Raw genomic sequence first — 26,771 nt, forward strand, 5'->3', positions numbered from 1 at the left:
TTCACGGCGACCGCTTCACCGCCGCCAGCGGCGAGCGCGCCACCACCGGTGACGACTGGATGATGGCCGTGTTCGTCATCGCATAGGGAATGATCCGGTCGATCACCCGTTCGAGTTCGGCCACCGAGCCGACATGCGCGAGCGCGATGAAGCAATCCTCGCCGGTCACGCGGTCGCATTGCGCGATCTCCGGCGTTTCGCGGATGATCTCGGCCACCACGGACAATTGCCCCGGCACCGGCCGGATACGCAGCCATGCCGACAGCTTCAGGCCCAGCGCGGCGGGGTTGATCTTGACGCAATAGGCCTCGATCACGCCGTTTTCCTGCAGCCGCTTGATGCGCTCGGCGACACTCGGCGCCGACAGGCCGACCGAACGCGCCAACTCCGCCGTACTGGCGCGCGCATCCTTTTCCAGCAGGCGCAGGATCTTCATGTCGGCCGCGTCGAGATCGATATTTTCAGTTCGAAGGCGTTTCACGGATAAGTCCTTGCCTTTGGAAATAGTATTGCGAGAGTGGTCGGCCGTTCGCCATATAAAGTGGAAAAACTGCCTGCGATACTGATCCGATGGACCATCAGACGCAAGCCCCCGTTTCCCGCCCTGCTCCCGCCTTCGACGGCCTGGCGACAAGGCTGCCGCCGCATGTCTGGTTCGGCGTCAGCGCCGTCTTCCACTATCTCGGCCCGGCCTTCGCCGTGCTGCTTTTCTCGCATGTCGGCGTGCTCGGCATGGCTTGGCTGCGCATCGCCACCGCGGCGCTGATCTTCGCGCCGCTGACGCGCCCCTGGCGAAGCTTCGCCCGCGCCGACCCGCCGACACGCGTGCTGTTGCTGGCCTTCGGCGCTTGCCTGGCGGTGATGAACTGCTCGTTCTACCTGGCCCTCGACCGCTTGCCGATCTCGCTGGTTGCGGCAATCGAATTCGTCGGCACCATCGGCGTCGCGCTGATCGGCCTCAGGAGCGCCCGCAACCTGGTTGCCCTTGCGGTGGCCGTCACCGGCACCTTGCTGTTGATCGACGTCAAATGGTCCAGCGATCCCGTCGGCCTGTTCTGGGCTTTCCTCAACGGCGCGCTCTTCGTTGGCTACATCGTGCTCGGCCACCGTGTCGCCCGTTCCGGCGCCGTCGACGGCATTGCGGGCCTCGGTGCCGCCATGGCGGTGGCCTTCATCGTCGTGCTGCCGATCGGCTTCAGCGACGCGCTGCCGGCTTTCTTCTCGCCGCCACTGCTCATCGCTGCAATCGGCGTCGGCATCTGCTCCTCGGTCATTCCTTATATCTGCGACCAGCTTGCCATGTCGCGATTGCCGCGCTCGAGTTTCGCGCTGATGCTGTCTCTGTTGCCGGTCACCGCGACGCTGATCGGCGTCATCGTGCTGCGCCAGATTCCAAGCCTCGGCGATTGCCTGGGGATCGCACTAGTCGTCGCCGGCGTTGCCTTCCACAAGCCTCCATCCAGCGACTAGACACCGGGAAAACCGTTTATCGTCAATTGCTTGCACAAGTGCCGAGTCGGTTCCCGATCTCATCTGACTGCGACAAGACGTCTGGAATTGAACCAAATCCGCCTTCGAGCCGTTGACCCCCACGAAAACGGCTTGGAGTGACACAATGGACTGGAAACGGACCAGGGAGCCTGCCGACGCTTGGCACATGACGGACGACCTTCATGTCGAGCATGGCAAGGGCGACCCGTTCGCGGCGGCCATCCGCGCCACCCGCATGTCGATGATCATCACCGATCCCCGGCGGCCCGACAACCCGATCGTCTTTGCCAATGACGCGTTCTTGCGGCTGACCGGCTATGAACGCCACGAGGTGCTGGGCAAGAACTGCCGCTTCCTGCAGGGGCCGAAGACCGACAAGGAAGCTGTCGGACAGATCCGCACCGCAATCGAGGACAAAGCCGATGTCAGCGTCGACATACTGAACTATCGCAAGGACGGTTCAACCTTTTGGAACGCGCTCTACATCAGCCCTGTCTCTAACGACAAAGGCGAGGTGCAGTTCTTTTTCGCCTCGCAACTCGATGTCTCGGACCGCAAGCGCTCGGAGCATCGCATCACCGCGGACAAGGACCGCTTCGAGAAAGCGGTGAAGGAACGCACCGCGGAACTGGAAGCAGCACTGGAGGCGCAGACCACCTTGCTGCACGAGGTCGATCATCGGGTGAAAAACAATCTGCAGATGATCTCTTCCCTGATTATCATGCAGCGCCGCACCATAAAGGATGAGGCGACCAGGCATTCGCTGACCACCATGCTGGAGCGCATAGAAGCACTCAGCACCGTGCATCGCCGGCTCTACCAGTCGAAGGATGTCAGCCGGTTCGACGTCTCGGATTTCGCCAAGGACCTGGTGACGGATCTGCTAACGGCCTCGGGGCGCTCAGGGATCAAGCCGAAACTCGAGCTCGACCCAATCGTGATTTCAGCCGAGAAGGCGACGCCTGTCGCCCTGATGGTCAATGAACTCGTCACCAATGCCTTGAAGCACGCTTTCAAGGAGGGACCGGACGGGACCACGGCGGGGCGCATCGGCATCAAGATGAGCCAGCCCGACGGCCACTTCAACATCGAGGTGTCCGACGATGGCGTCGGCATGGCCGAGGCCAATGGCGACGCCTCGTTCGGCATGCGCCTGATCAAATCGCTCGCCCGCCAATTGCACGCAGACATCGAATGGCGTGACGCCGGGCCCGGCACCAAGGTCGTGATTTCGATGCCAAACGAACCGCAGCAAGAAGGACTCTCTCATGACTGAACCGCTCAAGGTCCTGATCGTCGAGGATGAAGCGCTGTTGGCGATGGAACTGGAAAGCCTCGTCGAGGAGGCTGGCCATAGCGTCGTCGGCTGGGCGACGTCTTCGGCGGAAGCAAGAAGCATGGTCGAGTCCACGGATGCCGACATCGCCTTTGTCGACATTCACCTTACCGACGGCCCGACCGGCGTCGACGTGGCCCACTATATCGGCGAGAAGAAACGTTCGATGGTGGTGTTCATGACCGCCAATCCGAAACGCATCCCCGATCATTTCGCCGGTGCGATCGGCGTCATCGCCAAGCCCTATACGATGAACGGTCTGACGTCGGCATTGCGGTACTTGCAGGAAGGCGTGCGCCGCCCGCCGCCGGTCTCCACGCGGCCGGCCGGCTTCACCCTGTCGCCGGCCTTCGAAGCGGTCTGGGCGCCCGCCGCCTAAGCCAGTTTCTCCTTCAGGAAGGCGATCGTCCTACCCCATGCAAGGTCGGCCGCCTTCTTGTCGTAGCGCGCCGCCGACGTATCATTGTTGAAGGCATGGTTGGCGCCTTCATAGACATAGACCGTGTATTCGACATGCGCGGCATCGAGCGCCTTCTTGAAGGCATCGATGCCGGCATTGGTGCGATCGTCCAGGCCGGCATAGTGCAGCAGCAACGCGGCCTTGATCTTCGACGCGTCGGCGGCATTCGGCTGCATGCCGTAATAGGCGACGCTGGCGGCGAGGTCGGGCGCGTTGACGGCCAGCATGTTGGCCGTGCCGCCGCCCCAGCAGAAGCCGATGGCGCCGACCTTGCCGTTGCCATCCTTGTCGGCCTTGAGGAAGGCGACTGTCGCCACGGCGTTGGCGACAGTCTGCGCCGGATCGAGTTTGGTGAACATGTCGCGCGCCTTGTCCTCGTCATCAGGCGTGCCGCCAAGCGGCGACAGGAAATCCGGCGCCAGCGCCACGAACCCCTCCAGCGCCACGCGCCGGGCGACGTCGCGTATATGCGGGTTGAGCCCCCGGTTTTCGTGGATGACGATGACGGTGCCGAGCTTACCCGTCTGGTTCGCCGGCTTGACCAGATAGCCCTTCATCTCGCCGCCGCTGCCGGGATAGGTGATGTCCTCGCCTTTCACGCGGGCATCGTTTTCGGCGACGATCGCCGCCTGGGCGGAATTCGCCGCCAGCATCGGCGCGATCGCCGCCGCCGCGGCACCCGATCCGGCAAGCCTGGTCAGCTGTTCCATGAAGCGGCGGCGATCGAGCGTCAGATGCGTGTATTCGTCATAGGCATCGATCATCGCCTGGGTGATGTCAGGTTTGTCAGCGATGGTGGATCTGGTCACGGGGGCGCTCCTCGACTTTGATGTCCTTGCGTTCGCAAGATAGGGGCGAGCCTCACATCGTCCAGTCACGGCTCGGTGACGCTTCCGTTCCCTGGCAAGCTGCGGCAACCATCATCACAATTTTGTCATCGGCGACGAATCTTGATGGCACTGCCACAATGGTGGGGGAAACTGACTATCCGGCCGCCCCATGGCGCGGTCACGGCCCCGAAGGGTCCGATCTGAAAGGAAATGCCGATGACCGTGCCTTCGCCGATCCTGGCAACCGCCTTCATGCTTGCCACAGCCGCCATTCTGGCGATGCGCGCAACCATTGTGGCGGCGAACCGCAAGTCCATGGTCAAGGTCCGCAGCCGCCAGCGCCATCCGGCAAACACGAAAACCCAGGGTTGAGGTGAAGTCATGGACGTACAGGATATCGTGAACACCGTCTCGCAGAAGGCCGGCCTTGACCAGGCAACGACCGAAAAAGTCGTCGGCACCATTTTCTCGGTGCTCGAGCACGAGGCCGAAGGCACCAGCGCCTCATCCTTCTTCGCCAAGATTCCAGGCGCCGATGCATTGGCGCAGAAATATGACGTCATGGCCGCCGCTCCGGCCGGCGGCGGTGGCGGCTTCCTGTCCTCGCTGCAAGGCGCGCTTGGCGGCGTTCTCGGCGAAAAGGCAGGCGCGCTGGTCAACGGCCTCGCCGCGCTGAAGGCATCCGGGCTCGACATAGCGCAGATCCAGAAGGCCGGCGCCACGCTGGTCCAGCAGGCCGAAGCCGCGGCCGGCCCCGATCTGACCAACCAGGTGCTCGGCTCGGTGCCTGGCCTCAAGAGCCATCTCGGGCTCGGCTAGCGCCAAGACCGCTTTTGGTTAGCGCGACACAGCTATTTCGGCAGCGCGTACGCCATTACATAATCCCCCGGCTTGGTGCCGACCGAGCCGTGGCCGCCGGCAACGATGACCACGAACTGGCGCCCGTCGGCGACCGTGTAGGTCATTGGCGTCGATTGCCCGCCTGCCGGCAATCGGGCCCGCCAGAGCTGCTTGCCTGACGTGAGGTCATAGGCGCGCAGATAGTCGTCGACCGCCGCGCCCAGGAAGGCGACGCCGCCGGCGGTGATCATCGGCCCGCCAATGCCGGGCACGCCGACCTTCAGCGGCAACGGCAGCGGCGTCATGTCGTAGACGGTGCCGTTGCGGTGCTTGTAGTTGATCGTGCCCGTCCTGAGGTCGACGCCTGCGACATAGCCCCACGGCGGCGCCTGGCAAGGGATGCCCAGCGGCGACAGGAACGGCCCCATCACCACCGCATAGGGCGCGCCCTCATTGCGGTTCAGCCCCTGTTCGCTGCCCTTGGTGCTGTCACCCGGCGGCGGCACGTCGGCGCGGGGAATGAGTCTCGACGTAAATGCCAGGTAGGTCGGCATGCCGAACATCACCTGCCGCACCGGATCGACCGCCACCCCGCCCCAGTTGAAGACGCCGAAATTGCCGGGATAGACCAGCGATCCCTGCAGCGAGGGCGGCGTGTAGCGGCCTTCATAGCGCAATTTGTGGAAGGCGATGCGGCAGGCCAGCTGGTCGAACATGGTGATGCCCCACATATCGGCATCGCTCAGCGGCTTCGGGTTGAAGGAGAGATCGGAGGAAGGCTGCGTCGGCGACGTGTGGTCCCCCTCGATGGCGCCGCCGGGCGCCGGCACTTCCTTGACCGCGATCACTGGTTCGCCGGTGCGCCGGTCGAGCACATAGAGGTCGCCCTGCTTGGTCGGCCCGACCAGCGCCGGCACGACGGAACCGTCGGCCTTGGTGATGTCGATCAGGCTCGGCTGCGCCGGAACGTCCATGTCCCAGAGATCGTGGTGCACAGTCTGCCGCACCCATTTCAACTGCCCGGTGTTGAGGTCGAGCGCGGTGATCGAGGAGGAGAATTTCTCGACATTGGCGCTGCGTCCGGCGCCAAGCTGGTCCGGCGTCTGGTTGCCGAGCGGCACGTAGAGCAGGCCGAGCTTTTCGTCGGCGCTCGGCGTCGACCACATGTTGGGCGAGTTGGCGGTGTAGGTCTGGCCGGCCGGCAGCGGCGTCGTCTGGTCCGGATTGCCGGAATCCCAGTTCCAGATCAGTTTGCCGGTGCCCGCATCATAGGCGCGGATGACGCCGGACGGCTCCTGCGTCGAATAATTGTCGTTGACCGCGCCGCCGACGATGATCTTGCCGCCTGATATCAACGGCGCCGAGGTTGAGTAGTAATAGCCCGACTTCGGGTATGGCATGCCGGTCAAAAGATTGAGCGTGCCGCCCTCGGCGAAGGCAGGACAGACCTGCCCGCTGGCGGCATCGAGCGCGATCAGCCGCGCATCCGAGGTCGGCAGGTAGACGCGGGCAGCACAAGGCTGGCCGGCGGCGCCGGTGGCATCGGCATAGTAGGACACGCCCCGGCAGGTCTGGTGCTGGCGGTCCTTATCGAGCTTGATCTTGGGATCGTAGCGCCATTTTTCCTTGCCGGTCGCGGCGTCCACCGCGATGGCGAAATTGTGCGGCGTGCAGATGTAGAGCGTGTCGCCGATCTTGAGTGGCGTCACCTGATAGGTGGTCTCGCCGATGTCGTCAGGCCCCTTCACGTCGCCGGTGCGGTAGGTCCAGGCCGGCTGCAGATTGGCGACATTGTCCGGCGTGATCTGGTCAAGCGGCGAATAGCGCTGGCCGAACTGCGTGCGCCCATAGAAGTGCCATTCGCCCGCCGGCACTTCATTGCCAAGATTGGCATTGGGAATCACCTTGTCGGTATCGAGCGCACCGGCAATATCTTTGGGGTCCGTCGTCATCGAATAGCCGGCCACAGCCAGCGATGCCAGCACGGCCAGGATCAGCGGCGCGCGCCCGTCAGGCCCGGCAAGGCCTCGCCTTGCCCACGGCGTCAGCAGCCACAGCGCCACCAGCACGATGATGCCACCGCGCGGGCCGAGTTCCCACCAGTCGAAGCCGATTTCCCAGACCGCCCAGGCCAGCGTGCCGATCACGATCGCCGCATAGAGCCAAAGCGCCGTGGACCGGCGCCGGTAGAGCAGCCAGGCGGCGATCAGGAAGGCGAGACCGACGACGATGTAATACCAACTGCCCCCCAGCGAAGCCAGCCGGATGCCACCGCCACCAAGCGCCAGACCGAGGAGAAAGAGAACGAGAGAGGTGATGGTGACAGCCAAGATGATACTCCTTCGACTGTTGCGCGCTCGCGCGGCCACGGGCAACCCGGTGCACCGCTCCTGCCCTGCGCACAGCTTTCTCCCGCCTGCCCCGCCTGTCAAGCTGCCCACACGCCAAGGTGGCAATCCATCTTGCCTACGTCAGGGTTTTCCCGCAGTCTCCATGGATCATCTTTTCCGTGGAGCAAGCAACATGCCGTCACTCGTTTCGCCACTGACGCGCATGGCGCTTGTGCTCTACTGCCTCGTCCCGCTCTTTGCTGGCACTGCGGCCGCGCAGGCGCAGACAATCAGCGAGATCAACAAGGCGAACGGCTTTCATGAGATGCTGATGGGCATTGGCCCGGGTTTCACCGCGGCCGTGAAATCGGCGCCGGGAACGCCGCCACGAAAGGTCCAGGACGCCCTTGCCGCCGCTATGGAAGGTGCCTTTGACCCGGAGAAGATGGAAGCGGCCATCGAAGCCCGGATGGCGGACAAGCTCAGCGCCAGGGACTTGTCCGAACTGGCCTCGTTTTATGCGTCACCCCTGGGCAAACAGGTCACCGCGCTCGAGATCCAGGCTTCGTCGCCGCAAGCAAGGGAGGCCAAGAAGATCGAGGGCGCCAAAATCCTCGGCGAGCTTCCATCCAGGGATCCGGCCAGGCTCGCTCTGTACAGGAAGATGATGGACGATATCAGCGCCGTCGACACCGGCGAAGCCGTCGCCTTGAACATGGGCTACGCCATGCTTTCCGAAATGCTGGGCGCGGCCGGAAAGCCCCTGCCCGACGACCAGGTCATGGCCCTGCTGCGCAAGCAAACCGAAGGGCTTCGCCGTGACATCGACAACGATGCCATGGAATCTGCAGCCTATATCTACCGGGATATGTCCATGGCCGACCTGAAGCTCTATGATGCCTTCCTGGCCTCACCCGCCGGCAGCCGCTACTACGACCAGATGCAGGTCGCGCTGGGCGCGGTGATGACGGACGAGGCACGCTCCTTCGGCCATCGATTTTTCGTCGCCCTCGGTTACCGCAAGGCGTGAACCGCGATATCCGGCATTTTACCCGGAACAAAACGTAGACAGTTCTGGTCTTTCCCTGCCGAATCACTACATTCGGGGGAAGATGTCCGGCTTTTCCGAAGACATGCCCTTTTTCGACGAACCCAATGCGCGGCCGACGGCCCCGTCGGGCATTGCCGCGCGCGCCATGGCTGCCCGCAGCGGCCAGAACAGTGCACCTGACTATCTGAAGGGCCTCAATCCCGAACAGCGGCTGGCGGTGGAGACCACCGAAGGCCCGGTTCTGGTGCTGGCCGGCGCCGGCACCGGCAAGACGCGTGTGCTCACCACCCGCATCGCCCACATCCTTGCCACCGGCAAGGCCTTCCCGTCGCAGATCCTGGCCGTGACCTTCACCAACAAGGCCGCGCGCGAGATGAAGCAGCGCATCGGCATCCTGATCGGTGAAGGCAATGTCGAGGGCATGCCCTGGCTCGGCACCTTCCACTCGATCGGCGTGAAGCTGTTGCGCCGTCATGCCGAGCTTGCAGGCTTGCGTTCCGACTTCACCATCCTCGACACCGACGACGTCGTGCGGCTGATCAAGCAGCTGATCCAGGCCGAGGGCCTCGACGACAAGCGCTGGCCGGCCAAGCAGTTCGCCCAGATGATCGATGGCTGGAAGAACAAGGGGCAAGGTCCGGCCGATATCGCAGAGGGCGACGCGCGCAGCTTCGCCAACGGCAAGGGCCGCGAACTCTACAAGGCCTATCAGGAGCGGTTGCAGACGCTGAACGCCTGCGACTTCGGCGACCTGCTCTGCCACCCCATCCGCATCTTCCGCGCCAATCCGGACGTGCTGAAGGACTATCACCGGCGCTTCAAATACATCCTCGTCGACGAGTACCAGGACACCAACACCGCCCAGTACATGTGGCTGCGCCTGCTGGCGCAGCGGCCGGACGCCGGGCGTGCGGCAACGTCGACGGATTTGCGATCGGCCGAAGGCCGCAAGCCCGACCTGGCGTCGGCCGGCCAGGCCGCCCCCGCGGAGGCCAGCGAGCGAAGCTCGCATGCGGCCGTGAGCGAAAACAAAGTCAATATTTGCTGCGTCGGCGACGACGACCAGTCCATCTATGGCTGGCGCGGCGCCGAGGTCGACAACATCCTGCGCTTCGACAAGGATTTCCCGGGCGCCACCATCATCAGGCTGGAGCGCAACTACCGCTCGACCGCGCACATCCTTGGCGCGGCCTCCCACCTCATCGCCCACAATGAGGGCCGTTTCGGCAAGACGCTGTTCACCGACCGCAACGACCCCGAGGACGGCAAGGTCAATGTCCACGCCGCCTGGGATTCCGAGGAAGAAGCCCGCGCCATCGGCGAGACCATCGAGGCCTATCAGCGCCAGAAGCATAATCTCAACGACATGGCTATCCTGGTGCGCGCGTCCTTCCAGATGCGCGCCTTCGAGGACCGCTTCATCACGCTCGGGCTCAACTACCGCGTCATCGGCGGTCCGCGCTTCTATGAGCGCATGGAAATTCGCGACGCGCTGGCCTTCTTCCGCGTCGTTGCCAACAGCGGCGACGACCTCGCCTTCGAGCGCATCGTCAACGTGCCGAAGCGCGGCCTGGGCGAAGCCACCATCCGTCAGATCCACGACACGGCGCGCGCCCTGCGCATCCCGATGCTGGAGGCCGCCGGCAATCTCGCCGAGAGCGACGAGCTGAAGCCGAAACCACGCGCCGCGTTGCGTGAAGTGGCCGCCAATGTCGAGCGCTGGCAGAAGGCGCTGGAAACCAAGCCGCACACCGAGCTCGCCGAGACCATTCTCGAGGAGAGCGGCTACACCGACATGTGGAAGAACGACCGCTCGGCCGAAGCGCCGGGCCGGCTGGAGAACCTCAAGGAACTGATCCGCTCGATGGAGGAGTACGAGTCGCTGCGCTCCTTCCTCGAGCATGTCGCGCTGGTCATGGATGCCGAGCAGAATGCCGGGCAGGACGCCGTCTCCATCATGACGCTGCATTCTGCCAAAGGCCTCGAATTCGAGACGGTCTTCCTACCCGGCTGGGAGGAAGGCCTGTTCCCGCACCAGCGCGCGCTCGATGAGGGCGGCCGCTCCGGGCTGGAGGAAGAGCGCCGGCTGGCCTATGTCGGTCTCACCCGGGCCAAGAAGAACCTGCATATCTGGTTCGTCTCCAACCGCCTGATCCATGGGCTCTGGCAATCGACCATCCCGTCGCGCTTCCTCGAGGAACTGCCGGAATCCCATGTCGAGATCGCCGAAAGCGGCAATTCCTATGGCGGCTACGGCAACCCCTATGGCGGCGGCTCCTTCGCCTCCGGCCGTGGCGGCCGCCAGAACCCGTATGGCGCCTCGCGCTTCGACAGTGTCGGCGCCAACACCGAAAAATCCGGCGCCTTCTCCAACACCTATTCGACGCCTGGCTGGCAGCGCGCGCAGGCCAACCGCACCGAAGCGACCGACCGCAACTGGGGCACGCGCTCCGGCCACCAGGTTGAGCGCATCGGCTATGGCGAGACCGACTCGGGCTACGGCGCCGGCCGCACCAGCGTAAAGGGCCGCACCATCGACGGCGAGCTGGTCGCCAAATCCGTCGCCGACAAGCCGTCGCCTTTCAGCGTCGGCGACCGCGTCTTCCACCAGAAATTCGGCAACGGCAACATCTCGGCCATCGAGGGCAACAAGCTGACCATCGACTTCGACAAGGCCGGCCAGAAACGCGTGCTGGACGGGTTCGTCGCGGCGGTGTGAGCTGCCCTCCCGAGCAGCTCTCGGCGCCGTTCCAAAAACGGCAGTGCCTTCCTCACCGATACCGTGCCTGGTTCCACTTGTGCCCGAGCAGCGACAGGATGATGATCAGCCCGTTGAAGAACTGCACGTAGAAGCCGCTCAATCCCGCCGCCACGACGCCGGTCTGGATGAACGACACGGTGACCGCGCCGATGGCGCCGCCGACGACCGTGCCAATGCCGCCCCAGGTCGGGGTGCCGCCGACGAACACCGAGGCCAGTACCGGCAGGAGATAGCCGTCGCCGGCGGTCGGCCACCAGGTGAAGTTGATCATCACCGAGAACGTGCCGGCGATCGCGGCGCCGATGCCGACGAAGACGAACACTTTCACCCGCACGCGCTTGACGTCGATGCCCATCTGCTGGGCGCTGTCGGGATTGTCGCCGACCACCCTCACCTGTGCGCCGAAGCGATGCCTGTTGTAGAGCATCGCCGACAGCACGACGAAGGCGATCGCCCAGAAGATCTGCACCGGAACGCCCAGGATCTGGCTGGAGAAGATCCTGTAGGCCCAGCTGCCGCTGAGGCTGGTCAGCGACATCGATTTGCCCTCGTTGATGATCTGGATCAGGCCGCGCAGCAGGAAATTCATGCCGAGCGTGGCGATTAGCGACGACAGCCCGCCATAGACGACCAGCGAGCCGACGAGGAAGCCGAGCAGCATGCCGGTGACGAGTGCCGCCGCAATGCCGAGGAACGGATCGTAGCCGGCCTGCACCACCAGGGCGAAGACCCAGGAGGCAAAGCCCATCGTCGCCGGAAACGACAGGTCGATCTCGCCGCAGGTGACGACGAAAACCAGCGGCACCACCACGAACAGCGCCACGGGCAGCGTCGTCAGCACCGAGCTGTAGAGATACCAGGTGGTGAACACGGTCGGGTTGGCGACCATGAACACCGCCATCATGACGATGAACACGGCGAGCGTGCCGAGCGAGGCGCGGTTGTCGAGGACGAAGCCGCGCAGCCAGTGATCGGACGGATGTTTCCACTCTTGGCGGGCGGACCCGGCATGAGCGCGCAGAGGGCTTTCGAGATCGGGTTCCATGGTCTTGCTCATCGCGCTTGCTGCTCCGCTTCGCCGGCCTCGCGCAGCCCAGGCAATCCGCCGGGATGTGCGACGTCCTCCATGAAATTGATCAACTCTTCCGCCGATTTGACCGCGCTGCGGTCGGCGGTCAGCGCCACCTTGCCGCGATCGAGCACCACGAAGCGGTCGGCGATGTCGAAGACATGGTGGATGTTGTGGCCGATGAACAGGATCGAGCGTCCGCTCGCCCGCACCTGGCGCACGAAGTGGAACACCTTGGCGGTCTCGGTCAGCGACAGCGCCGTCGTTGGCTCGTCGAGGATGATCAGCTCGGCCTGCTTGTAGATGGCTCGCGCGATCGCCACGCCCTGGCGTTCGCCGCCCGACAGCTGGCCGACGATCGAGTGCGGCGTGAACACTTTCGAGGTGAAGCCGATCTCGCGCATCAGCCGGCTCGCCTCCTCGATCTCCTTGTTGACTTTCAGCCAGCCCATGAAGCCGGTCAGTTCGCGGCCCATGAAGATGTTGCGCACGATGGTCTGCTGCACGGCCAGCGCCCGGTCCTGGAATACCGTCTCGATGCCGGCGTCGCGCGAGCGTGCCGCGCTCCAGCCGTTCACCGGCTTGTCGCGCACGAGGATGTCGCCGCTGGTCGGCCTGACCACGCCGGACAGGATCTTGATCAGCGTCGACTTGCCGGCGCCATTGTCGCCGATGAGGCCGACCACCTCGCCACGGTCAACGCTGAGATTGACGCCGCCCAGCGCATAGACCTGACCGTAGGATTTCGTGATATCGCGCAGTTCGATGATGCGTTCGGCCATCGGATCCTCGCTTTCATTGTCACATGCCGGCCCTTTGCCGGCGGTCCTGCCGGCCGGGTCCAACCCGACCGGCAGCCTTGGGAGGTCAGCGCAGCGCCTGCTTGGCGAGCTCTGAGACGATCTCATAGTTCTGCGGCGTGACGAAGCCGGCACCGGTGTCGACATTCATCGGCGCCAGACCCAGCACCACTTGCTGGCAGAGGCTGAGGATCGGCAGATAGCCCTGCATGAATGGCTGCTGGTCGGCTGTCAGCTGCACCCAGCCACCCTTGAAGCCCTCGACGATCTGCGGGCTGGTGTCGAAGCCGAAATTGAAGATGTCGCCGGGCTTCCGACCCGCGGCCTGCATGTAGGTCTGCACATTGCCGAGCATCTGGCCGCCGGGATAGCCGACCGCCTTGACACCCGGATTGTTGAGCAACGCCGCGGTGATCACCGGGATGGCGAGGTTCGGATCGGCGGCCCACTCGGTTGCGGAATTGATTTGCACGACATCGACGCCGGCCTCTTTCAGGGCGGCGACCGTCCCACGCTCGCGTGCGCCCCGGCTCTCATTGTCGAATGGCCCGATCATGATCGCCTTGTCACCGGATTTCAGCCCGGCCAGCTTGAACGCCTCGGCGCCGAGCGCGCGGCCCTGCTGCTCCTGCTGCGCGCCGACATAGCCGCCGCCGAACGCCGCCGTCACCTTCGGCACCGGCACGTTCTGGTACATCATCTTGATGCCGTCCTTATGCGCCTGCTCCGCCAGCGGCATGATCGCGTCTTCGCCTGGATGGCCCATCATGGCGATGCCGTTGGGCTTGACCGCGACCGCCTCGCGCAATTGCTGCACCATCTTTTCGACGTCCCAGCCGGAGAAGATGTAGTCGACTTTCGGGCCGAGGTCGGCCGCCGCCTGCTTGGCGCCATTGTAGACGATGGTGCCGAAAGCGTCGCCCTCGGCGCCGCCTACGAAGAAGCGGATATGGACATCTTTGCACCACTGGGCGTCGAGCGCCCGTGCCGGCAAGGTCGAGATTGCGGCGCAAAGCGCCGTGGCGGCGGCCACGACGGTCGTGCGCAGAAGTGTCGTTCTGATCGCGATGCTCATGCACTTGTCCTCCCATTGTTTCCCTCGCCAGCCGAGGGGCTCTTGACGATTGCTTCGCCACTTACGAACCGGCTCCTCCGCCGGCCAATCCTCTCACCAAATTTGTCCTCACGTCGGATTTTGCAGGTAGCTGGCGCCTCCCCGGCATTGCTTGAGATACTCCAGCGCCCGGACCTGGCCGGTGATCTCGAGAGCGTCGCGATAGACCGGGTCGTGCCAACCCTCTATGTCGATGGCGCCCTTGTAGCCGGCCAGCCGCAATTCGCTGATCACCCGCGTCCAGTCGCTGTCGCCGAAGCCGGGCGTGCGCATCTGTACGAAAGGCAGACGGCCGAACACGCCGTGCTCGCGGATGACATCCCAGCGCACGGTGGCGTCCTTGCCATGGACATGGAAGATGCGCGGCGCCCATTTGCGGATCTGCGGGATCGGATCGATCAGATAGACGAGCTGGTGGCAGGGTTCCCATTCGAGCCCGAGAGCCTCGTCCGGCACTTCGTTGAACATTAGCTCCCAGGCGTCCGGATTGTGGGCGATGTTCCAGTCGCCGGCCGCCCAATTGCCGTCCATGGCGCAATTCTCGAAGGCGATGCGCACGCCCTTGTCGGCGGCGCGCCTGGCCAGCGGCCCCCACACTTCGCGAAAGCGCGGCAGGCTGTCGGTCAGCTTCTTGCCGCGCAGGCGCCCGGTGAAGCCACTGACCATGGAAGTGCCGAACAGATGCGCATTGTCGATGACCGTTTCCCAGGCCGCGAGCACGCCGCGATCGACCTCGCCGCTCTCCAGTGGATTGCCAAAGACGCCGATGGACGAGACCGTGACATCGGCATCGCCGATCGCGTCGCGGATTTCGCCGGCAAGGCGTGGAAGATCCTTGCCGCCCAGCGTCTGCCAGAAGAAGGGCTGGATGCTCTCGAAGCCGAGCGGCAGGATCTGCTTGATATACGCCGCCGGGTCGTCGAGGTTAGCCCGCACCATGGTGCCGATCCTGATGTCGAGAAGCGGGTTTGGCATCATCGTGTTCCTATGAAATCGCCACGCGGCGTCCGGTTTCGGCGCTCTCGATCGCGCCGAAAACCATGGCCAGGCTTTTGATGTTGTCGGTGCCGCGCGTCTCCGGCTCGGTCCCGGTCTCGATGGCGTGGATGAAATCCCTTATGATGCCGAGATGACCGCCGACGCGGTCGGCTGGATCGAGCGGCGGCACGTCGATCGGCTGGGTCTTGGCGAACAGCCCATCGCGGCCCGTCGCCACCACCTCCGCCTTCAAGAGGTCATGGCCGTCCCAGATGAGGCTGCCGCGCTCGGCGACGATGCGCCAGCTGCCTTCCCAGCTGGTGCGGAAGCCGTCGGCGCACCAGGAACCGGCATAGGTGAAGACCTTGCCGCCGCCGAGATCGAAGACCGCGCTTGCCGACGAGCCCTGCCGGTACCAGGAATTGGCCGGCTCCCATTCCTGGCAATAGACACCAGCCGGCTCGCCGCCGGCCATGTAGCGGGCGGCGTCGAAAGTGTGGATGGCCATGTCGAGCAGCAGCACATGCGCCATCTCCTCTCGAAAGCCGCCGAAATGCGGCGCGACGAAGAAATCGGCATGGATGCTGGTCGCCGCGCCAATGGCGCCGGAGTCCAGGAAGCGGCGGATGCGCCTGACATTGGCGACGTAGCGGCGATTCTGCACGACGGCATGGATGCGCCCGGCCTGGCGAGCCGCATCGACGATGGCGCGCGCGTTTTCAGGACTGTCGGCCAGCGGCTTTTCGGTCAAGAGATGGCAATTGTGGGCGAAGGCCGAAAGCGCGACCTCGCGCCGGGCAGCGGGAACGACGACATCGAACACCGCGTCGGGCCTGGTCTGGGAGAGCACCGCGTCAAGGCTGGTGCCGATGACGATGCCGGTGAGGTCGTATTCGTGCGCCCTCGCCTTCGCCCGCTCGGCGTCGAGGTCGACAAGGCCGACAATGGCAAGCCCATCGATCTGCCTCGCGGCATCGAGCCATTGCCTGCTCATCGCGCCGCAGCCGACGAGGACGACATTCATCATCCGGCGTTCCTCCTCCGCTCGGTCCCTCCAGACCGATCGTCACGGCATCCACGGCATCACCGTAAACGTTTTTCCGTAAACGTTTACGACAACACACCCGATAGCGTAGAATGTCAATTGGCCGCTCGCGAAAATCGTCTTTCGCCTTGGCCTCGGCACCGGCCAATGCTAGCGAAGCTCGGGGGAGAAAGTCTTTGGCGTCCAGCATCCACGACCTAGCGCGTCACCTGAACATTTCGATCGGCACCGTATCGCGGGCGCTGAACGGCCGCGCCGACGTCAATGCCGACACGCGCCAGCGCGTGCTCGACGCCGCCAAGAAGCTGAACTATTCACCCAACCAGTCCGGCCGCAGTCTCAGGCAAGGCGCGACCCATTCGATCGCCTTCATGCTGCAGCCGCATCCCGGCGACCAGCAATATGGCGAACCGTTCTTCATTCCCTTCCTGATCGGGGTCCAGGGCCGCCTTGCCGAAAGCGGGCTCGACCTGACCGTGGTGATGGGCGCGCCGGGCGACTATCAGCAGGAGCGCCTGCGCCGCGTCGTCGAGACCCGCCGCGCCGATGCCGTGCTGCTGGCCTGGACGCGGCGCCAGGACGAGCGCATCGATTATCTCACACAGGTCGGCTTCCCCTTCGCCACGCTCGGCCGCAGCCGCAGCGGCGGCAAGACCTATCCCTCGCTCGACCTCGATTTCGAGCAGGCAGGCAGCGACGCAGTCGACCGCCTGGTGGCGCGCGGCCACCGCCGCATTGCCGCCATCCGCCCTTCCCTCAATCTCAATTTCAGCCATCTGTTCCTCGACGGCTACCGCAAAGCCCTGAAGCGGCACGGCATCGAGGTCGACCCCGCGCTTATCGCCGACGGCTTCATCAACGAGGCCGGCGGCTACCAGGTGACGCCGCGCGTGATGCTGGCAAAGGACCGGCCGACAGCCATCATCTTCAACAACGACGCCATGGCCCTCGGCGGCTGCAAGGCGCTGGCCGAGATGGGCATCCGGCCGGGCCACGACATCGCGGTGACCGTCATCGTCGACACGCCGCTCTGCCGCTATTTTTCCCCGGCGCTGACCGCCTTCCGTCCGGCGCTGGAGCCGATGGGCCGGCGCCTGGCCGAAATGCTGCTGGCCTCGCTTCCCGCCTTCGCCGGCCCGGAAGGCCCGCGTATCATCCACGAAGTCTGGCCGCTGGAGCTGGTCGCGCGCGACAGCGATTGATGGCGCAAGCTATCAATCCACCTTTTTCTCGCCCCGCTCGCCGGCCTTGACGATGTCGCCCGTGGTGAACAGGATTTCCTTCAATTCCGCCCGCCAATCCTTCTTCTGGCGCAGCAGGAATTCCAGGTCCATCCCGAAATGCTTGAACTCCTCGCCTTGCGCGTTCTGCATGATGGCCCGCGCTTGCGGATCCTTCTCCACCGAGATGCGCTGTTCGTACCAGCCAATCGCTTCCGCCTCCTCGATCAGCGAGGTGATCATGCGGGCAAAGGTCCGCACCTTCTGCGACAGGTCTTCAGGCGGTTCGTGATACTGGTCGAAACCCATGTCGTCCTCCGTGGTTCATCCCCATGAATGCTCGGGAATGCCGCCGGTTCCGCATCACCGCTGCAATTCCGCCAATGCCCGCTCCAGCGGTGCCGGCGAAATCTGGATCGGGCCGGAGAACGGCACGTCCATGTCGAGGATCAAGTAGATCGCCCCGGCAATCAGCGCGGCCGAGACGACATAGGTTGCAACCGTGATCACATTCTTCGGCGCCCTGAACCCGAAACTAGCGAAGATCAGCGCCAGCCACGCAACCAGCATGGCAATCAGCGGCCAGGGGATAGCGCCCTCCGACTGTTCGATCAGCACCCAGCGCATTTCCAGCACCTTCTGCAGGCGCTGACGCGCATCCTGCAACAGCGGGCCATGCGTCGCATCGGACAGCGTCAGCGCGTTCAGCCGCGTGCCGATCTCCGTCAAAAGATGTTCGGACAGCTGGTTGGCGACGAGAGTCGTTTCACTGTTTTGCGACGAGGTGGCCACCACCCGCTGCACATAAGCGACCAGCGGCTGGCGCACCGCATCGGCTTCCGGCCCGTACTGGCGCAATGTCCTGTCGAGCAGGATGAGCTCCGTTGCATAGGCGTGCACATTGTGATCAATCGATTCGAAGGTGTTCTTGGCCGAATTGATCATCAGGCCGAGCACCAGCGAGGTCATGACGCCGAACAGATTGGCGGCGAGCCGCACGACATTGTTCGTGTCGTCGTCGCGATGCCTGGCCGGCAGCCTCGGCCATATCGCCATGCTGGCCAGCGGCGCCGCCGCCAGGCACAGGAAAAAATCACCAAGGCGATCAGGGCTTCGCGCATGAAGCGCATTTCTGCACGGCGTGCACCGCTTGCCAATGACCCCGGCACCGGTCACGCCGCGAAAGTCGCGGCAAGGACCGGGTGTCTCGCGAAAGCTCGCTCCTCACGACACCGGTGGCGCGCCGCCCTCTTCGGTGCGCCGCGCGATGAATTCGTCGAGCACTCCGGCGGTGGCGGCAGCCGAAGCGGGCGGCTCGAAATCGGCAAGGATGCGTTTCCAGATGCCGGTGGCGCGCTCGCTGGCGATCTTTGATCCGCTTTGCGTCCAGTTGCCGAAATTCGACCAGTCGGCCACCAGCGGCTCATAGAATGCGGTGCGGTAGCGCGCCATGGTGTGGCCGGCCGAGAAGAAATGCCCGCCCGGCTGCACTTCGGCGATGGCCTCGAAACCGATCGCGTCGTCGTCGCCAGGCGTTGCCGCGCAAAGCTCGGCAATCGACTGCACCGCCTCGATGTCGGTGATCAGCTTCTCGAAAGAGACACTCAGGCCACCCTCCAGCCAGCCCGCGGCGTGAATACAGACGGTGGCGCCGGCAAGCACCGAGCCCCAAAGGGCGAACTGCAACTCATGGGCTGCCTGCGCATCGGAAATGTTGGCGGCACTGCCGGCGCCCGAACGCCAGGGAAGGCCGATGAAGCGCGCCAATTGGCCGGCCCCCAGTGTCGCCTTGACGTGCTCGGGCGTGCCGAACGCCGGAGCGCCCGACTTCATGTCGACATTGGAAGAGAACGAACCGTAGAGCACGGGTGCGCCCGGGCGCACGATCTGCGCCAGTGCCAGACCGGCCAGCGCCTCGGCATGCTGCAGCGTCAGCGCGCCGGCGACCGTGATCGGCGCCATCGCGCCGGCCAGGCAGAACGGCGTGATGACCAGGACCTGCCCGGCGCGAGCGAAGTCGATGATGCCTTGCGCCATCGGAATGTCGAGCTGGCGCGGTGAATTGGTGTTGATGATGGTGTAGCAATGGGCGCCAGCGCGGAATTCATCCTCTGACAGCCCGCGCGCCAGCCGGATCATCTCGAACCCATCCTCGACCTGCGGCGTGCCGCGAGCGAAGACAAAGGGGAACTTGTCGGACAGCGTCAGCTGCGCGCGGTTGACGGCATAGTGGCGTAAACGGTTGTCGACATCCTGCGGCTCGATGCAGGGGCAAAGCATGTGCAGTACGTCGAAATGCTGGATGAGCTTGGTCAATTCCTCGAAGGCGCCGAGCGTTCCCGGCCGGCGGCCGCGTTCGAGATCGGTGACGTTGGGCGCGCCAGCGCCGGCGAGGAACGTCATCGAGCCGAGCTCGAGCAAAAGATCGCGGCTGCGGTCGCCCGCCAGCGCTGGAATTGATTTCGGCGCCGAGGCCAGTGCCGCGGCCACGATGTCGCGGCCGATGCGCACCATGTCGGTGTCCGGGTCCACAAACGCACCGGCGCGGGCGAAAATCTCCCGCGCCTGCCGCAAGAGCACCTTGATGCCGAGTTCCTCCAGCACGCGCAGCGCCGTGTCGTGGATGGAAGCCACCTGGTCATCCGAAAAGATCGGCTGCGGCAGGAACGGGTTCTTCAACGACCGGTAGTTGGGTCGGCGGCTGCTTTCGCTGCCGGCCTCGCCCGTGCGTCCACGCCGGCGCTCGCGCCTCATGTCTCGTGCCGCGTCATCGATCATCGAAAATCCTCCTCATTGCCGCATCGCCCTGCCCGAGGCATCGTAGGGCGACGCCGCGATGACGCGAGCCGGCCGTTCGACGCCGACAATGTGCACCGAAAGCGCCGTCCCCTCCTCGGCGAAATCGCCGTCGACCAACGCCAGCGCGACGCTCTTGCCGATCGTGTAGCCAAAGCCACCCGAAGTGACGAAGCCGACGCGCCGGCCGTCGCGCCAGACCGGCTCGAAGCCGCTGGCGTCGGCATCGACGGCGTCGACCTCCAGCATCACGATCCGTTGCGCCACCCCAACGTTGCGCTCCTTCAGCGCCGCCTCGCGGCCGACGAACTCGCCCTTGTCGAAGGCAATGAACCGGTCGAGGCCGGTCTGGCCTGGCATGTAGCCCTGCGTGAATTCGCGCGACCAGATGCCGAAGCTTTTCTCCAGTCGCAGCGCATTCAGCGCGTAGTAGCCGATCTCGGCCAGGCCGAGATCCTCGCCGGCGGCGAGCAGTGTCTCACGCAACGTCGCATGCGTGGTTACCGGGCAGTTGATCTCGAAGCCCAGCTCGCCCGCGATGGAGAGGCGGGCAACCCGCGCCTGCACCATGCCGATGTCGAACGCGCCGCAGGCCATGAAGGGCAGTGCCGCGCCGCACACATCCTGATGCGTGGTGCGTTCCAGGATTTTGCGCGCATTTGGCCCGGTCAGCAGGAAGCCGCCCGTCGCGTCCGAGATGTCGGTGACCGTGACGCCCTCTCCTGCCTGTCTCTCGAACCAGCGCATGTGGAATTCCCTGAGATAGTAGGAGCCCATCAGCCAATAGTCGCCGTCGGGCCAGTTGATCACGGTGAGGTCGCCCTTCAGCCGCCCGTCCGGCCCGAGCATCGGCGCCAGCCGCGCCTGTCCGGCTTTCGGCAGCTTGCAGGCAAGCAGCCGATCGAGCCATGCCCTGGCATTTGGTCCCGTCACCGCATAGCGCGCATAGGCCGAGATATCGAGGAGACCGGCGGCCCGCCGCACCTGCAGCGCTTCATCGCCGACGATGTCGAAGGCGTTGGAGCGCTTGAGCGTGGTGTTCTCGCGAAAGCCCATCGGCGCGAAATAGGCCGGGATTTCCAGCCCCCACGACGCCGTCCATTCGCAGCCCGCCGCACTCATCCCGTCATAGGCGCCGGGGCGTTTCAAGGGCCGGCCCGCCGGCAGCCGCTCATTGGGGAAAGTCATGACGAAACGGCGCGCATAGAACTGCCGCGTCGTTTGTCTGAGATATTCGCGGTTGGCGGCGAAGGCGCCGTAGCGGGCAATGTCCATGCCGAAAATGTCGGCCTGCGGCTCGCCGTGGATCATCCATTCGGCCAGCGATTTGCCGACACCGCCGCCCTGGCTGAAGCCGGCCATGACGCCGCAGGCGACCCAGTAGTTTTTCAGGCCGCGCACCGGTCCGACGATCGGATTGCCGTCGGGGGTAAAGGTGAAAGCGCCGTTGACCCATTTGCGGACGCCGGCGCTCGCCAGGCAGGGAAAGCGCTCATGCGCCTTGGCGAGTTCCGGGCTGATGCGGTCTATGTCCTCCGGGATCAGCTCGATGCCGTAGTCCCATGGCGCGCCGTCCATGTTCCAATGCTTGGGGTTCTGCTCGTAGACGCCGAGCAGCACGCCTTTGCGCTCCTGGCGCAGGTAGGAAAAGCCGTCGAGATCGACCGCAAGGCCAAGCTCCCGGTCGAGAGCGGCGATCTCGGGAATGTCCTCGGTGACGAAATAATGGTGCTCCATCGGCGTCACCGGCAGGTCGACGCCGGCCATGCGGCCGAGCTGCTTTGCCCACAGCCCGCCGGCGTTGACGACATGCTCGGCGATGATGGTGCCCTGCTCCGTGACGACGTCCCAATGGCCGTCCGCGCGAGACTTCAACTCGGCGACACGGTTGCGCAGGATCACGTCGGCGCCGCGCTTCTTGGCGGCACCCGCATAGGCATGCGTCGTGCCATAGGGGTCGAGATGACCCTCATTGGCATCGTAGAGACCACCGAGCACGCCAGTGACGTCGACAATCGGACAGATTTCCTTGATTTCGTCGGGCGTCACCAGCTGGGCGGTTTCGATGCCGACCGACTGGAACACCGCCCATGCCGATTTCAGCCATTCCCAGCGCTGGGGATCGCTGGCCATGTTGACGCCGCCGGTCATGTGCAAGCCGATATCCCGGCCGGATTCGGCCTCGATCTCGCGATAGAGCTTGATGGTGTAATCCTGCAGCGCCGCGACGTTGGGATCAGCGTTGAGCGCATGAAACCCGGCAGCCGCATGCCAGGTCGAGCCGGCCGTCAGTTCCGCACGTTCGATCAGCGCCACATCGGACCAGCCGAACCGCGTCAGGTGGTAGAGCACCGAGGCGCCGACCACCCCGCCCCCGATGACGACTGCACGGTAGTGCGACTTCAAGGCTTCCCTCCCAATGCGTCCGAGGCAGCAACATATACACACTAGACATAAGTGTCCAGTACTGCACTTGCGCATCCGAGCGGGTGTTTTTTCGGCCGGCGAACACGCCGGCGGGCAGGCATGCCGCACTGTCACGCAAGCATCATGTTCGCGCCGTAGACCGCTTTCGGGGGGCGGCGCGCGGCATCATCGATGTACCGCCTCTTTCAGCTTTTCCGCCGCCCCGGCACATCTTTCACAAAGAGGATCATCCATGAAACACCTGCACCGAACCGCCTCGCTCGGGATCGCGCTGGCCTTGTTCACCGCTCTCACGCCGGCGCTCGCCGACAGCACCACGACAGCAGGCGGCCTCGTCAACAAGGGCCTGGTCGGCGTCGGCCGCATCCCTGCCGCACAGCGCGACAAATTCGGCGAGACGTTCGGCTCGGGTTCCGGCATGGCGATCGACACATCGAGCTGGACGCATGATGCGGGCACCTTCAAGGGGTCGCTCTGGCTGCTGCCGGACCGCGGCTACAATGTCGCCGGTACCACCGACTACCGACCGCGCCTCAACACCATCGGCATCGAGTTCACGCCGGCGGCACCAGGCGCCGCTGGCCAGGGACAGACCGAAGTCAAGGCGACGCTCACCGACACCATGCTTCTGACCGACGACAAGGGCGCCAATGCCACCGGCCTCGACCCGCTGTCGGATGTGCGCGCCGCCACCGGGGACATGCCGACGCTGCCCGCCGCCACCAATGGCAAGCTCGCCCTCGACAACGAGGCGGTCGTGCGGCTGCCCGACGGCTCGATGTTCATCTCCGACGAATATGGCCCCGACATCTACCGCTTCTCGGCGCAGGGCCGTCTGCTGTCGGCGACACAGCCGCCGGCGGCGCTGGTGCCGATGCGCAAGGGCGCGCCGAACTTCTCCTCGGACAATCCTGGCCCCGGTGCCGCCGAGCCCGACCCGAAGGATCCCGAGACCGGCCGCCAGAACAACCAGGGCCTGGAAGGCATGGCGATGACGCCGGACGGCAAGTTCCTGATCGCCGTGCTGCAGTCGGCGACGAGGCAGGACGGCGGCGATTCGGGTTCGACCCGGCAAAACACCAGGGCGCTGGTCTATGACGCCTCAGACCTCGCCCATCTGAAGCTGGCGCATGAGTATGTCGTGCCGCTGCCGGTGTTCAAGGACGCCAAGGGCAAGACCAAGGTCGCCGCGCAAAGCGAGATCGTGGCGCTGTCGGACACGTCCTTTCTGATTCTGGCGCGCGACAGCGGCAACGGCCAGGGCGTCAAGGGCGACACCTCGCTTCTGCGCCAGATCTTCGTCGTCGACGTTTCGGCCGCAACCGACATCGCGGGCGGTCCTTTCGACGCCGCCGACAAGCCGGTCGCGCCCAAGGGCGTGCTCGATCCGTCGGTGACGCCGGCCAGACTGACGCCGTTCATCGACATCAACGACAATGCGCAGCTCAATCGCTTCGGCCTGCACAATGGCGCGCCGAACGACCACAACAACCTGTCCGAGAAATGGGAAGCGATGTCGCTGGCCAGCGTGCTCGATCCGAAGCTGCCTGACGACTATTTCCTGTTCGTCGCTTCCTTGCCCCGGACGGCTTCCAGGTCGGCGCGCCCTATAAGGCCGATGACGGCGCCAATGTCGACACCATGTTCCTGGTCTATCAGGTCACGCTGCCGGGTCTGGCCAAGAAGTAATCAGCGCGATCCAGGCGGACGCGTATATCGCGTCCGCCTGAGTTATTCCGATCGAACCGTCGATCGTGGAGGTACTTACTTCAAGAACTCGGCATCCTTCGGCACGCCGGCATCGATCGGCTCGGCCGTCCTGCTCGACACGGCCATGATCTTGCCGGCAGCCGACAGGTTGGGCCGCACGAAGACCTGCGCGGGACCGTTGACGCGGCTGTAGAGGTCGATGATGTCCTGGTTCATGAAGCGCACACAGCCCGACGATGCGTTCTTGCCGATGGAGTCCCACTCCGGTGTGCCGTGCAGCCGGTACATCGTGTCCTTGCCGTCGCGGAACAGGTAGAGCGCGCGTGCGCCGAGCGGGCTCTGCGGGCCTGGCGGCATGCCGTCCTTGAATTTCGCCAGTTCCGGCCGGCGCTGGATCATTTCCGGCGGCGGCGTCCACACCGGCCATTTCTTCCGTGCCTGAACCACGGCGCTGCCGGTCCAGCCGAAACCGGCCTTCCCTAAGCTGACGCCGTAGCGGATGGCCTTGCCGCCGTCGCGCACCAGATAGAGGAAGTGCTCGGAGACATCGACGACGATGGTGCCGGGCTTTTCGCCGGTCGGGTCGACCACGATCTGGCGCACGAACTTCGGATCGAGCTTGGCCAACGGGATCGCCGGCAGTTGATAGCCCTCGTCGGTGCGCGCCGCGTACATGGTCGCGGTGTCGCCGAACGCCGTGTCGGGTGGCGCCGCGGCCACCGGCGGCGGCGGCGTCACCACCTCGGTCGTCGTACATGCCGAAAGAGCCATCGAGGCCGCGCCCAAGGCGGACGCACCGAGAAACGCGCGCCGGTTCAGGCGCTCGGAAAACAGCGGACTATCGGACATGATCCCCCCGGCTATTCACAAGATACAGGAATGCGGGCCCCACGCCCCAGGGGATCAATAGCCCATTCCGGGGGTTTTGAGAACATGATTAGATCAAGGGGCGCCAGCAGACCTTTCCGACACCGCATCGACCTGCCCCGTTGAATCGGCAATGATGGTGGGGCCAGATCACCTTTGCCGAGTTGCCAGCCATGGACGAAAAAATGCCCCCGCGCCGGCGCACCGGCGACCTGACCAGCGGCCCGATCCCGCGCACGCTGCTGCTGTTTGCCTTGCCGGTGCTGGGTTCCAACGTGCTGCAGTCGCTCAACGGGTCGATCAATGCCGTCTGGGTCGGCCGCTTTCTGGGCGAATCGGCGCTGACCGCCACATCCAACGCCAACCTCGTCCTGTTCCTGATCCTGGGCACCGTGTTCGGCATCGGCATGGCCGCCACCATCCTGGTGGCGCAGTCGGTCGGCGCCCGCGACCTGCCCGAGGCGCGCCGCATCGTCGGCACCAGCGCCACCTTCTTCTTCTTCATTTCGGTGGTCTTCGCCGTCTGCGGCTGGATCTGGGTAAATGCTATCCTGGGCATGCTCGGCACACCTGCGGACGCCTTGCCGCTGGCGCGTTCCTATCTGCGCATCATCTTCGTCGCCGTGCCGATGATGAACCTTCTGTCCTTCGTCATGACCGTACTGCGTGGCGCGGGCGATTCACGCACGCCCTTCATCTTCATGGCGCTGGCGGTCGTCCTCGACATCGTGCTCAACCCGCTGCTGATCCGCGGCATCGGCCCCTTCCCCGAACTTGGCATCGCCGGTTCCGCCACCGCGACGCTGATCGGCCAGACGGTGGGCGTGATTGCCATCCTTGTCGTGCTCTATGCCCGCAAGCACCCGCTGCGGCTGGCCGGCGCCAATCTCGCCCTGCTGTGGCCCGACCCTGGCTTGCTGCGCGTCGTCGTCTTCAAGGGCGTGCCGATGGGCCTGCAGATGATCGTCATTTCGGCGGCGGCCCTGACGGTGATGGGCATCGTCAACTCCTACGGGTCGCAGGTCGCCGCCGCCTACGGCATCGCGGCGCAGCTGTGGACCTACATCCAGATGCCGGCGCTGGCCATCGGAGCCGCGGTTTCCTCCATGGCTGCGCAGAATGTCGGCGCCGGCCGCTGGGACCGGATCGGCCGCGTCGCCGCCTCCGGCGTCGGCTTCAACCTCGTCCTGACCGGCGCCCTGGTCGCGCTGCTGTGGCTCTTCGACCGCCCGATCCTCGGCCTGTTCCTGAGCAGCGACAGCGCGGCGATCGACATCGCCGCGCACATCAATTCTGCCGCATCCTGGTCGTTCATCCTGTTCGGCATCACCATCGTGCTGTTCGCCACCGTGCGCGCCACCGGAGCGGTGATGCCGCCGCTGATCATCCTGGTGATTTCGGTGCTCATCGTGCGCACCGGCTTTGCCTATTTCATGCGCGGCGTGATCGGCGAGGAAGCGCTGTGGTGGAGTTTCCCGGCAGGCTCGATCACCTCGCTGGTGCTGGCCGCGGCCTACTACCGTTTCGGCGGCTGGCGCACATTGCACATGATCGAGAACAGGCCGGCCGCCGGCGAGCCGCCCGACACCGGGCTCGGTGTGCCACGAGGGCGCGCCAACATGGCGCCCGAGACGCCGAACGGCTGA

The 26,771-nt window shown here is 64.8% G+C and carries 21 protein-coding genes and 2 pseudogenes; 10 read left to right on the forward strand and 13 right to left on the reverse strand.

Annotated features, from left to right (window positions below):
• Window position 1: 1 nt before the first annotated feature.
• Window positions 2-481, reverse strand: a complete 480-nt coding sequence (locus tag ACLGL5_RS27520; RefSeq protein ID WP_069092469.1) for an Lrp/AsnC family transcriptional regulator — start codon at window positions 479-481, stop codon at window positions 2-4.
• An 89-nt stretch (window positions 482-570) separates the two neighbouring features.
• On the opposite strand from ACLGL5_RS27520, the gene ACLGL5_RS27525 reads away from it, so the two are divergent.
• The 3 genes from ACLGL5_RS27525 to ACLGL5_RS27535 all read left to right on the forward strand — a co-directional run bounded on the left by ACLGL5_RS27525 (window position 571) and on the right by ACLGL5_RS27535 (window position 3,206).
• Window positions 571-1,470, forward strand: a complete 900-nt coding sequence (locus ACLGL5_RS27525; protein WP_069092470.1) for an EamA family transporter — start codon at window positions 571-573, stop codon at window positions 1,468-1,470.
• A 145-nt stretch (window positions 1,471-1,615) separates the two neighbouring features.
• Window positions 1,616-2,767: a histidine kinase dimerization/phosphoacceptor domain -containing protein gene (locus ACLGL5_RS27530; protein ID WP_027047013.1), complete on the forward strand. Its 1,152-nt coding sequence runs from the start codon at window positions 1,616-1,618 to the stop codon at window positions 2,765-2,767.
• A complete protein-coding gene (locus ACLGL5_RS27535; protein ID WP_019859047.1) occupies window positions 2,760-3,206 on the forward strand; it encodes a response regulator in 447 nt (148 codons plus the stop codon). Before ACLGL5_RS27530 ends, ACLGL5_RS27535 begins: the two co-directional genes overlap by 8 nt.
• Here ACLGL5_RS27535 and ACLGL5_RS27540 read toward each other — a convergent pair.
• Window positions 3,203-4,051 (reverse strand): dienelactone hydrolase family protein, encoded by an 849-nt coding sequence (locus tag ACLGL5_RS27540; RefSeq protein ID WP_051726923.1) that lies wholly within the window; start codon window positions 4,049-4,051, stop codon window positions 3,203-3,205. The genes ACLGL5_RS27535 and ACLGL5_RS27540 overlap by 4 nt on opposite strands.
• A gap of 282 nt (window positions 4,052-4,333) precedes the next feature.
• Here ACLGL5_RS27540 and ACLGL5_RS27545 point away from each other — a divergent pair, with 282 nt between their 5' ends.
• Together ACLGL5_RS27545 and ACLGL5_RS27550 are read left to right on the forward strand one after the other, a co-directional pair.
• A complete protein-coding gene (locus ACLGL5_RS27545; protein WP_019859049.1) occupies window positions 4,334-4,489 on the forward strand; it encodes a hypothetical protein in 156 nt (51 codons plus the stop codon).
• A gap of 9 nt (window positions 4,490-4,498) precedes the next feature.
• Window positions 4,499-4,936 (forward strand): hypothetical protein, encoded by a 438-nt coding sequence (locus ACLGL5_RS27550; RefSeq protein ID WP_038647688.1) that lies wholly within the window; start codon window positions 4,499-4,501, stop codon window positions 4,934-4,936.
• Between the two features lie 32 nt (window positions 4,937-4,968).
• Here the strand turns inward: ACLGL5_RS27550 and ACLGL5_RS27555 are convergent, their stop codons facing one another.
• On the reverse strand, window positions 4,969-7,287 hold the full coding sequence (locus tag ACLGL5_RS27555; protein ID WP_069092471.1) for a glucose/quinate/shikimate family membrane-bound PQQ-dependent dehydrogenase: 2,319 nt from the start codon (window positions 7,285-7,287) through the stop codon (window positions 4,969-4,971).
• Here ACLGL5_RS27555 and ACLGL5_RS27560 point away from each other — a divergent pair.
• The gene (locus ACLGL5_RS27560) at window positions 7,274-8,317 is read left to right on the forward strand and encodes a DUF2059 domain-containing protein (protein ID WP_245307169.1); all 1,044 of its coding nucleotides are present in this window, start codon (window positions 7,274-7,276) and stop codon (window positions 8,315-8,317) included. The genes ACLGL5_RS27555 and ACLGL5_RS27560 overlap by 14 nt on opposite strands.
• Before the next feature lie 82 nt (window positions 8,318-8,399).
• A complete protein-coding gene (locus ACLGL5_RS27565; RefSeq protein WP_069092473.1) occupies window positions 8,400-11,057 on the forward strand; it encodes an ATP-dependent helicase in 2,658 nt (885 codons plus the stop codon).
• 52 nt (window positions 11,058-11,109) lie between these two features.
• On the opposite strand, the gene ACLGL5_RS27570 is transcribed toward ACLGL5_RS27565, so the two are convergent.
• The 5 genes from ACLGL5_RS27570 to ACLGL5_RS27590 form a co-directional block, all read right to left on the reverse strand.
• On the reverse strand, window positions 11,110-12,156 hold the full coding sequence (locus ACLGL5_RS27570) for an ABC transporter permease (protein WP_019859054.1): 1,047 nt from the start codon (window positions 12,154-12,156) through the stop codon (window positions 11,110-11,112).
• Window positions 12,153-12,950: an ATP-binding cassette domain-containing protein gene (locus tag ACLGL5_RS27575; RefSeq protein WP_027047015.1), complete on the reverse strand. Its 798-nt coding sequence runs from the start codon at window positions 12,948-12,950 to the stop codon at window positions 12,153-12,155. Before ACLGL5_RS27575 ends, ACLGL5_RS27570 begins: the two co-directional genes overlap by 4 nt.
• A gap of 85 nt (window positions 12,951-13,035) precedes the next feature.
• Window positions 13,036-14,043 carry a substrate-binding domain-containing protein gene (locus tag ACLGL5_RS27580; protein ID WP_069092474.1) on the reverse strand — a complete coding sequence of 336 codons (1,008 nt, stop codon included), beginning with the start codon at window positions 14,041-14,043 and terminating at the stop codon, window positions 13,036-13,038.
• A gap of 108 nt (window positions 14,044-14,151) precedes the next feature.
• Entirely contained in the window at window positions 14,152-15,060 is a 909-nt protein-coding gene (locus ACLGL5_RS27585) for a sugar phosphate isomerase/epimerase family protein (RefSeq protein ID WP_038647698.1), read from the reverse strand.
• A 7-nt stretch (window positions 15,061-15,067) separates the two neighbouring features.
• On the reverse strand, window positions 15,068-16,087 hold the full coding sequence (locus tag ACLGL5_RS27590; RefSeq protein WP_019859058.1) for a Gfo/Idh/MocA family protein: 1,020 nt from the start codon (window positions 16,085-16,087) through the stop codon (window positions 15,068-15,070).
• A 194-nt stretch (window positions 16,088-16,281) separates the two neighbouring features.
• On the opposite strand from ACLGL5_RS27590, the gene ACLGL5_RS27595 reads away from it, so the two are divergent.
• Complete coding sequence (locus tag ACLGL5_RS27595) at window positions 16,282-17,307, forward strand: LacI family DNA-binding transcriptional regulator (RefSeq protein ID WP_027047017.1); 1,026 nt, start codon at window positions 16,282-16,284, stop codon at window positions 17,305-17,307.
• 12 nt (window positions 17,308-17,319) lie between these two features.
• Here ACLGL5_RS27595 and ACLGL5_RS27600 read toward each other — a convergent pair whose 3' ends face one another.
• The 4 genes and pseudogenes from ACLGL5_RS27600 to ACLGL5_RS27615 form a co-directional block, all read right to left on the reverse strand.
• Window positions 17,320-17,634, reverse strand: coding sequence for a ferritin family protein (locus ACLGL5_RS27600; protein ID WP_019859060.1), 315 nt, complete (start codon window positions 17,632-17,634; stop codon window positions 17,320-17,322).
• Window positions 17,635-17,688: 54 nt separating this feature from the next.
• Window positions 17,689-18,494, reverse strand: a pseudogene (locus tag ACLGL5_RS27605) (bestrophin-like domain).
• 55 nt (window positions 18,495-18,549) lie between these two features.
• A complete protein-coding gene (locus ACLGL5_RS27610) occupies window positions 18,550-20,103 on the reverse strand; it encodes a trimethylamine methyltransferase family protein (RefSeq protein WP_494372805.1) in 1,554 nt (517 codons plus the stop codon).
• Between the two features lie 12 nt (window positions 20,104-20,115).
• The gene (locus ACLGL5_RS27615) at window positions 20,116-22,527 is read right to left on the reverse strand and encodes a GcvT family protein (RefSeq protein WP_069092476.1); all 2,412 of its coding nucleotides are present in this window, start codon (window positions 22,525-22,527) and stop codon (window positions 20,116-20,118) included.
• A 253-nt stretch (window positions 22,528-22,780) separates the two neighbouring features.
• Between ACLGL5_RS27615 and ACLGL5_RS27620 the strand changes: the two are divergent.
• Window positions 22,781-24,237: pseudogene (locus ACLGL5_RS27620) on the forward strand (esterase-like activity of phytase family protein).
• A 75-nt stretch (window positions 24,238-24,312) separates the two neighbouring features.
• Here the strand turns inward: ACLGL5_RS27620 and ACLGL5_RS27625 are convergent.
• A complete protein-coding gene (locus tag ACLGL5_RS27625) occupies window positions 24,313-25,107 on the reverse strand; it encodes a L,D-transpeptidase (protein ID WP_069092477.1) in 795 nt (264 codons plus the stop codon).
• 191 nt (window positions 25,108-25,298) lie between these two features.
• Between ACLGL5_RS27625 and ACLGL5_RS27630 the strand changes: the two genes are divergently transcribed.
• The gene (locus tag ACLGL5_RS27630) at window positions 25,299-26,771 is read left to right on the forward strand and encodes an MATE family efflux transporter (RefSeq protein WP_019859066.1); all 1,473 of its coding nucleotides are present in this window, start codon (window positions 25,299-25,301) and stop codon (window positions 26,769-26,771) included.

This window comes from Mesorhizobium sp. U510 (genome assembly GCF_059180695.1).

Coding starts and splice junctions, on each gene's coding strand:
- ACLGL5_RS27610 (WP_494372805.1), bottom strand. CDS start 20,103: ATGATCGATGACGCGGCACGAGACATGAGGCGCGAGCGCCGGCGTGGA.
- ACLGL5_RS27625 (WP_069092477.1), bottom strand. CDS start 25,107: ATGTCCGATAGTCCGCTGTTTTCCGAGCGCCTGAACCGGCGCGCGTTT.
- ACLGL5_RS27600 (WP_019859060.1), bottom strand. CDS start 17,634: ATGGGTTTCGACCAGTATCACGAACCGCCTGAAGACCTGTCGCAGAAG.
- ACLGL5_RS27590 (WP_019859058.1), bottom strand. CDS start 16,087: ATGATGAATGTCGTCCTCGTCGGCTGCGGCGCGATGAGCAGGCAATGG.
- ACLGL5_RS27630 (WP_019859066.1), top strand. CDS start 25,299: ATGGACGAAAAAATGCCCCCGCGCCGGCGCACCGGCGACCTGACCAGC.
- ACLGL5_RS27570 (WP_019859054.1), bottom strand. CDS start 12,156: ATGAGCAAGACCATGGAACCCGATCTCGAAAGCCCTCTGCGCGCTCAT.
- ACLGL5_RS27535 (WP_019859047.1), top strand. CDS start 2,760: ATGACTGAACCGCTCAAGGTCCTGATCGTCGAGGATGAAGCGCTGTTG.
- ACLGL5_RS27545 (WP_019859049.1), top strand. CDS start 4,334: ATGACCGTGCCTTCGCCGATCCTGGCAACCGCCTTCATGCTTGCCACA.
- ACLGL5_RS27585 (WP_038647698.1), bottom strand. CDS start 15,060: ATGATGCCAAACCCGCTTCTCGACATCAGGATCGGCACCATGGTGCGG.
- ACLGL5_RS27560 (WP_245307169.1), top strand. CDS start 7,274: ATGGTGACAGCCAAGATGATACTCCTTCGACTGTTGCGCGCTCGCGCG.
- ACLGL5_RS27530 (WP_027047013.1), top strand. CDS start 1,616: ATGGACTGGAAACGGACCAGGGAGCCTGCCGACGCTTGGCACATGACG.
- ACLGL5_RS27565 (WP_069092473.1), top strand. CDS start 8,400: ATGTCCGGCTTTTCCGAAGACATGCCCTTTTTCGACGAACCCAATGCG.
- ACLGL5_RS27580 (WP_069092474.1), bottom strand. CDS start 14,043: ATGAGCATCGCGATCAGAACGACACTTCTGCGCACGACCGTCGTGGCC.
- ACLGL5_RS27540 (WP_051726923.1), bottom strand. CDS start 4,051: ATGATCGATGCCTATGACGAATACACGCATCTGACGCTCGATCGCCGC.
- ACLGL5_RS27575 (WP_027047015.1), bottom strand. CDS start 12,950: ATGGCCGAACGCATCATCGAACTGCGCGATATCACGAAATCCTACGGT.
- ACLGL5_RS27550 (WP_038647688.1), top strand. CDS start 4,499: ATGGACGTACAGGATATCGTGAACACCGTCTCGCAGAAGGCCGGCCTT.
- ACLGL5_RS27525 (WP_069092470.1), top strand. CDS start 571: ATGGACCATCAGACGCAAGCCCCCGTTTCCCGCCCTGCTCCCGCCTTC.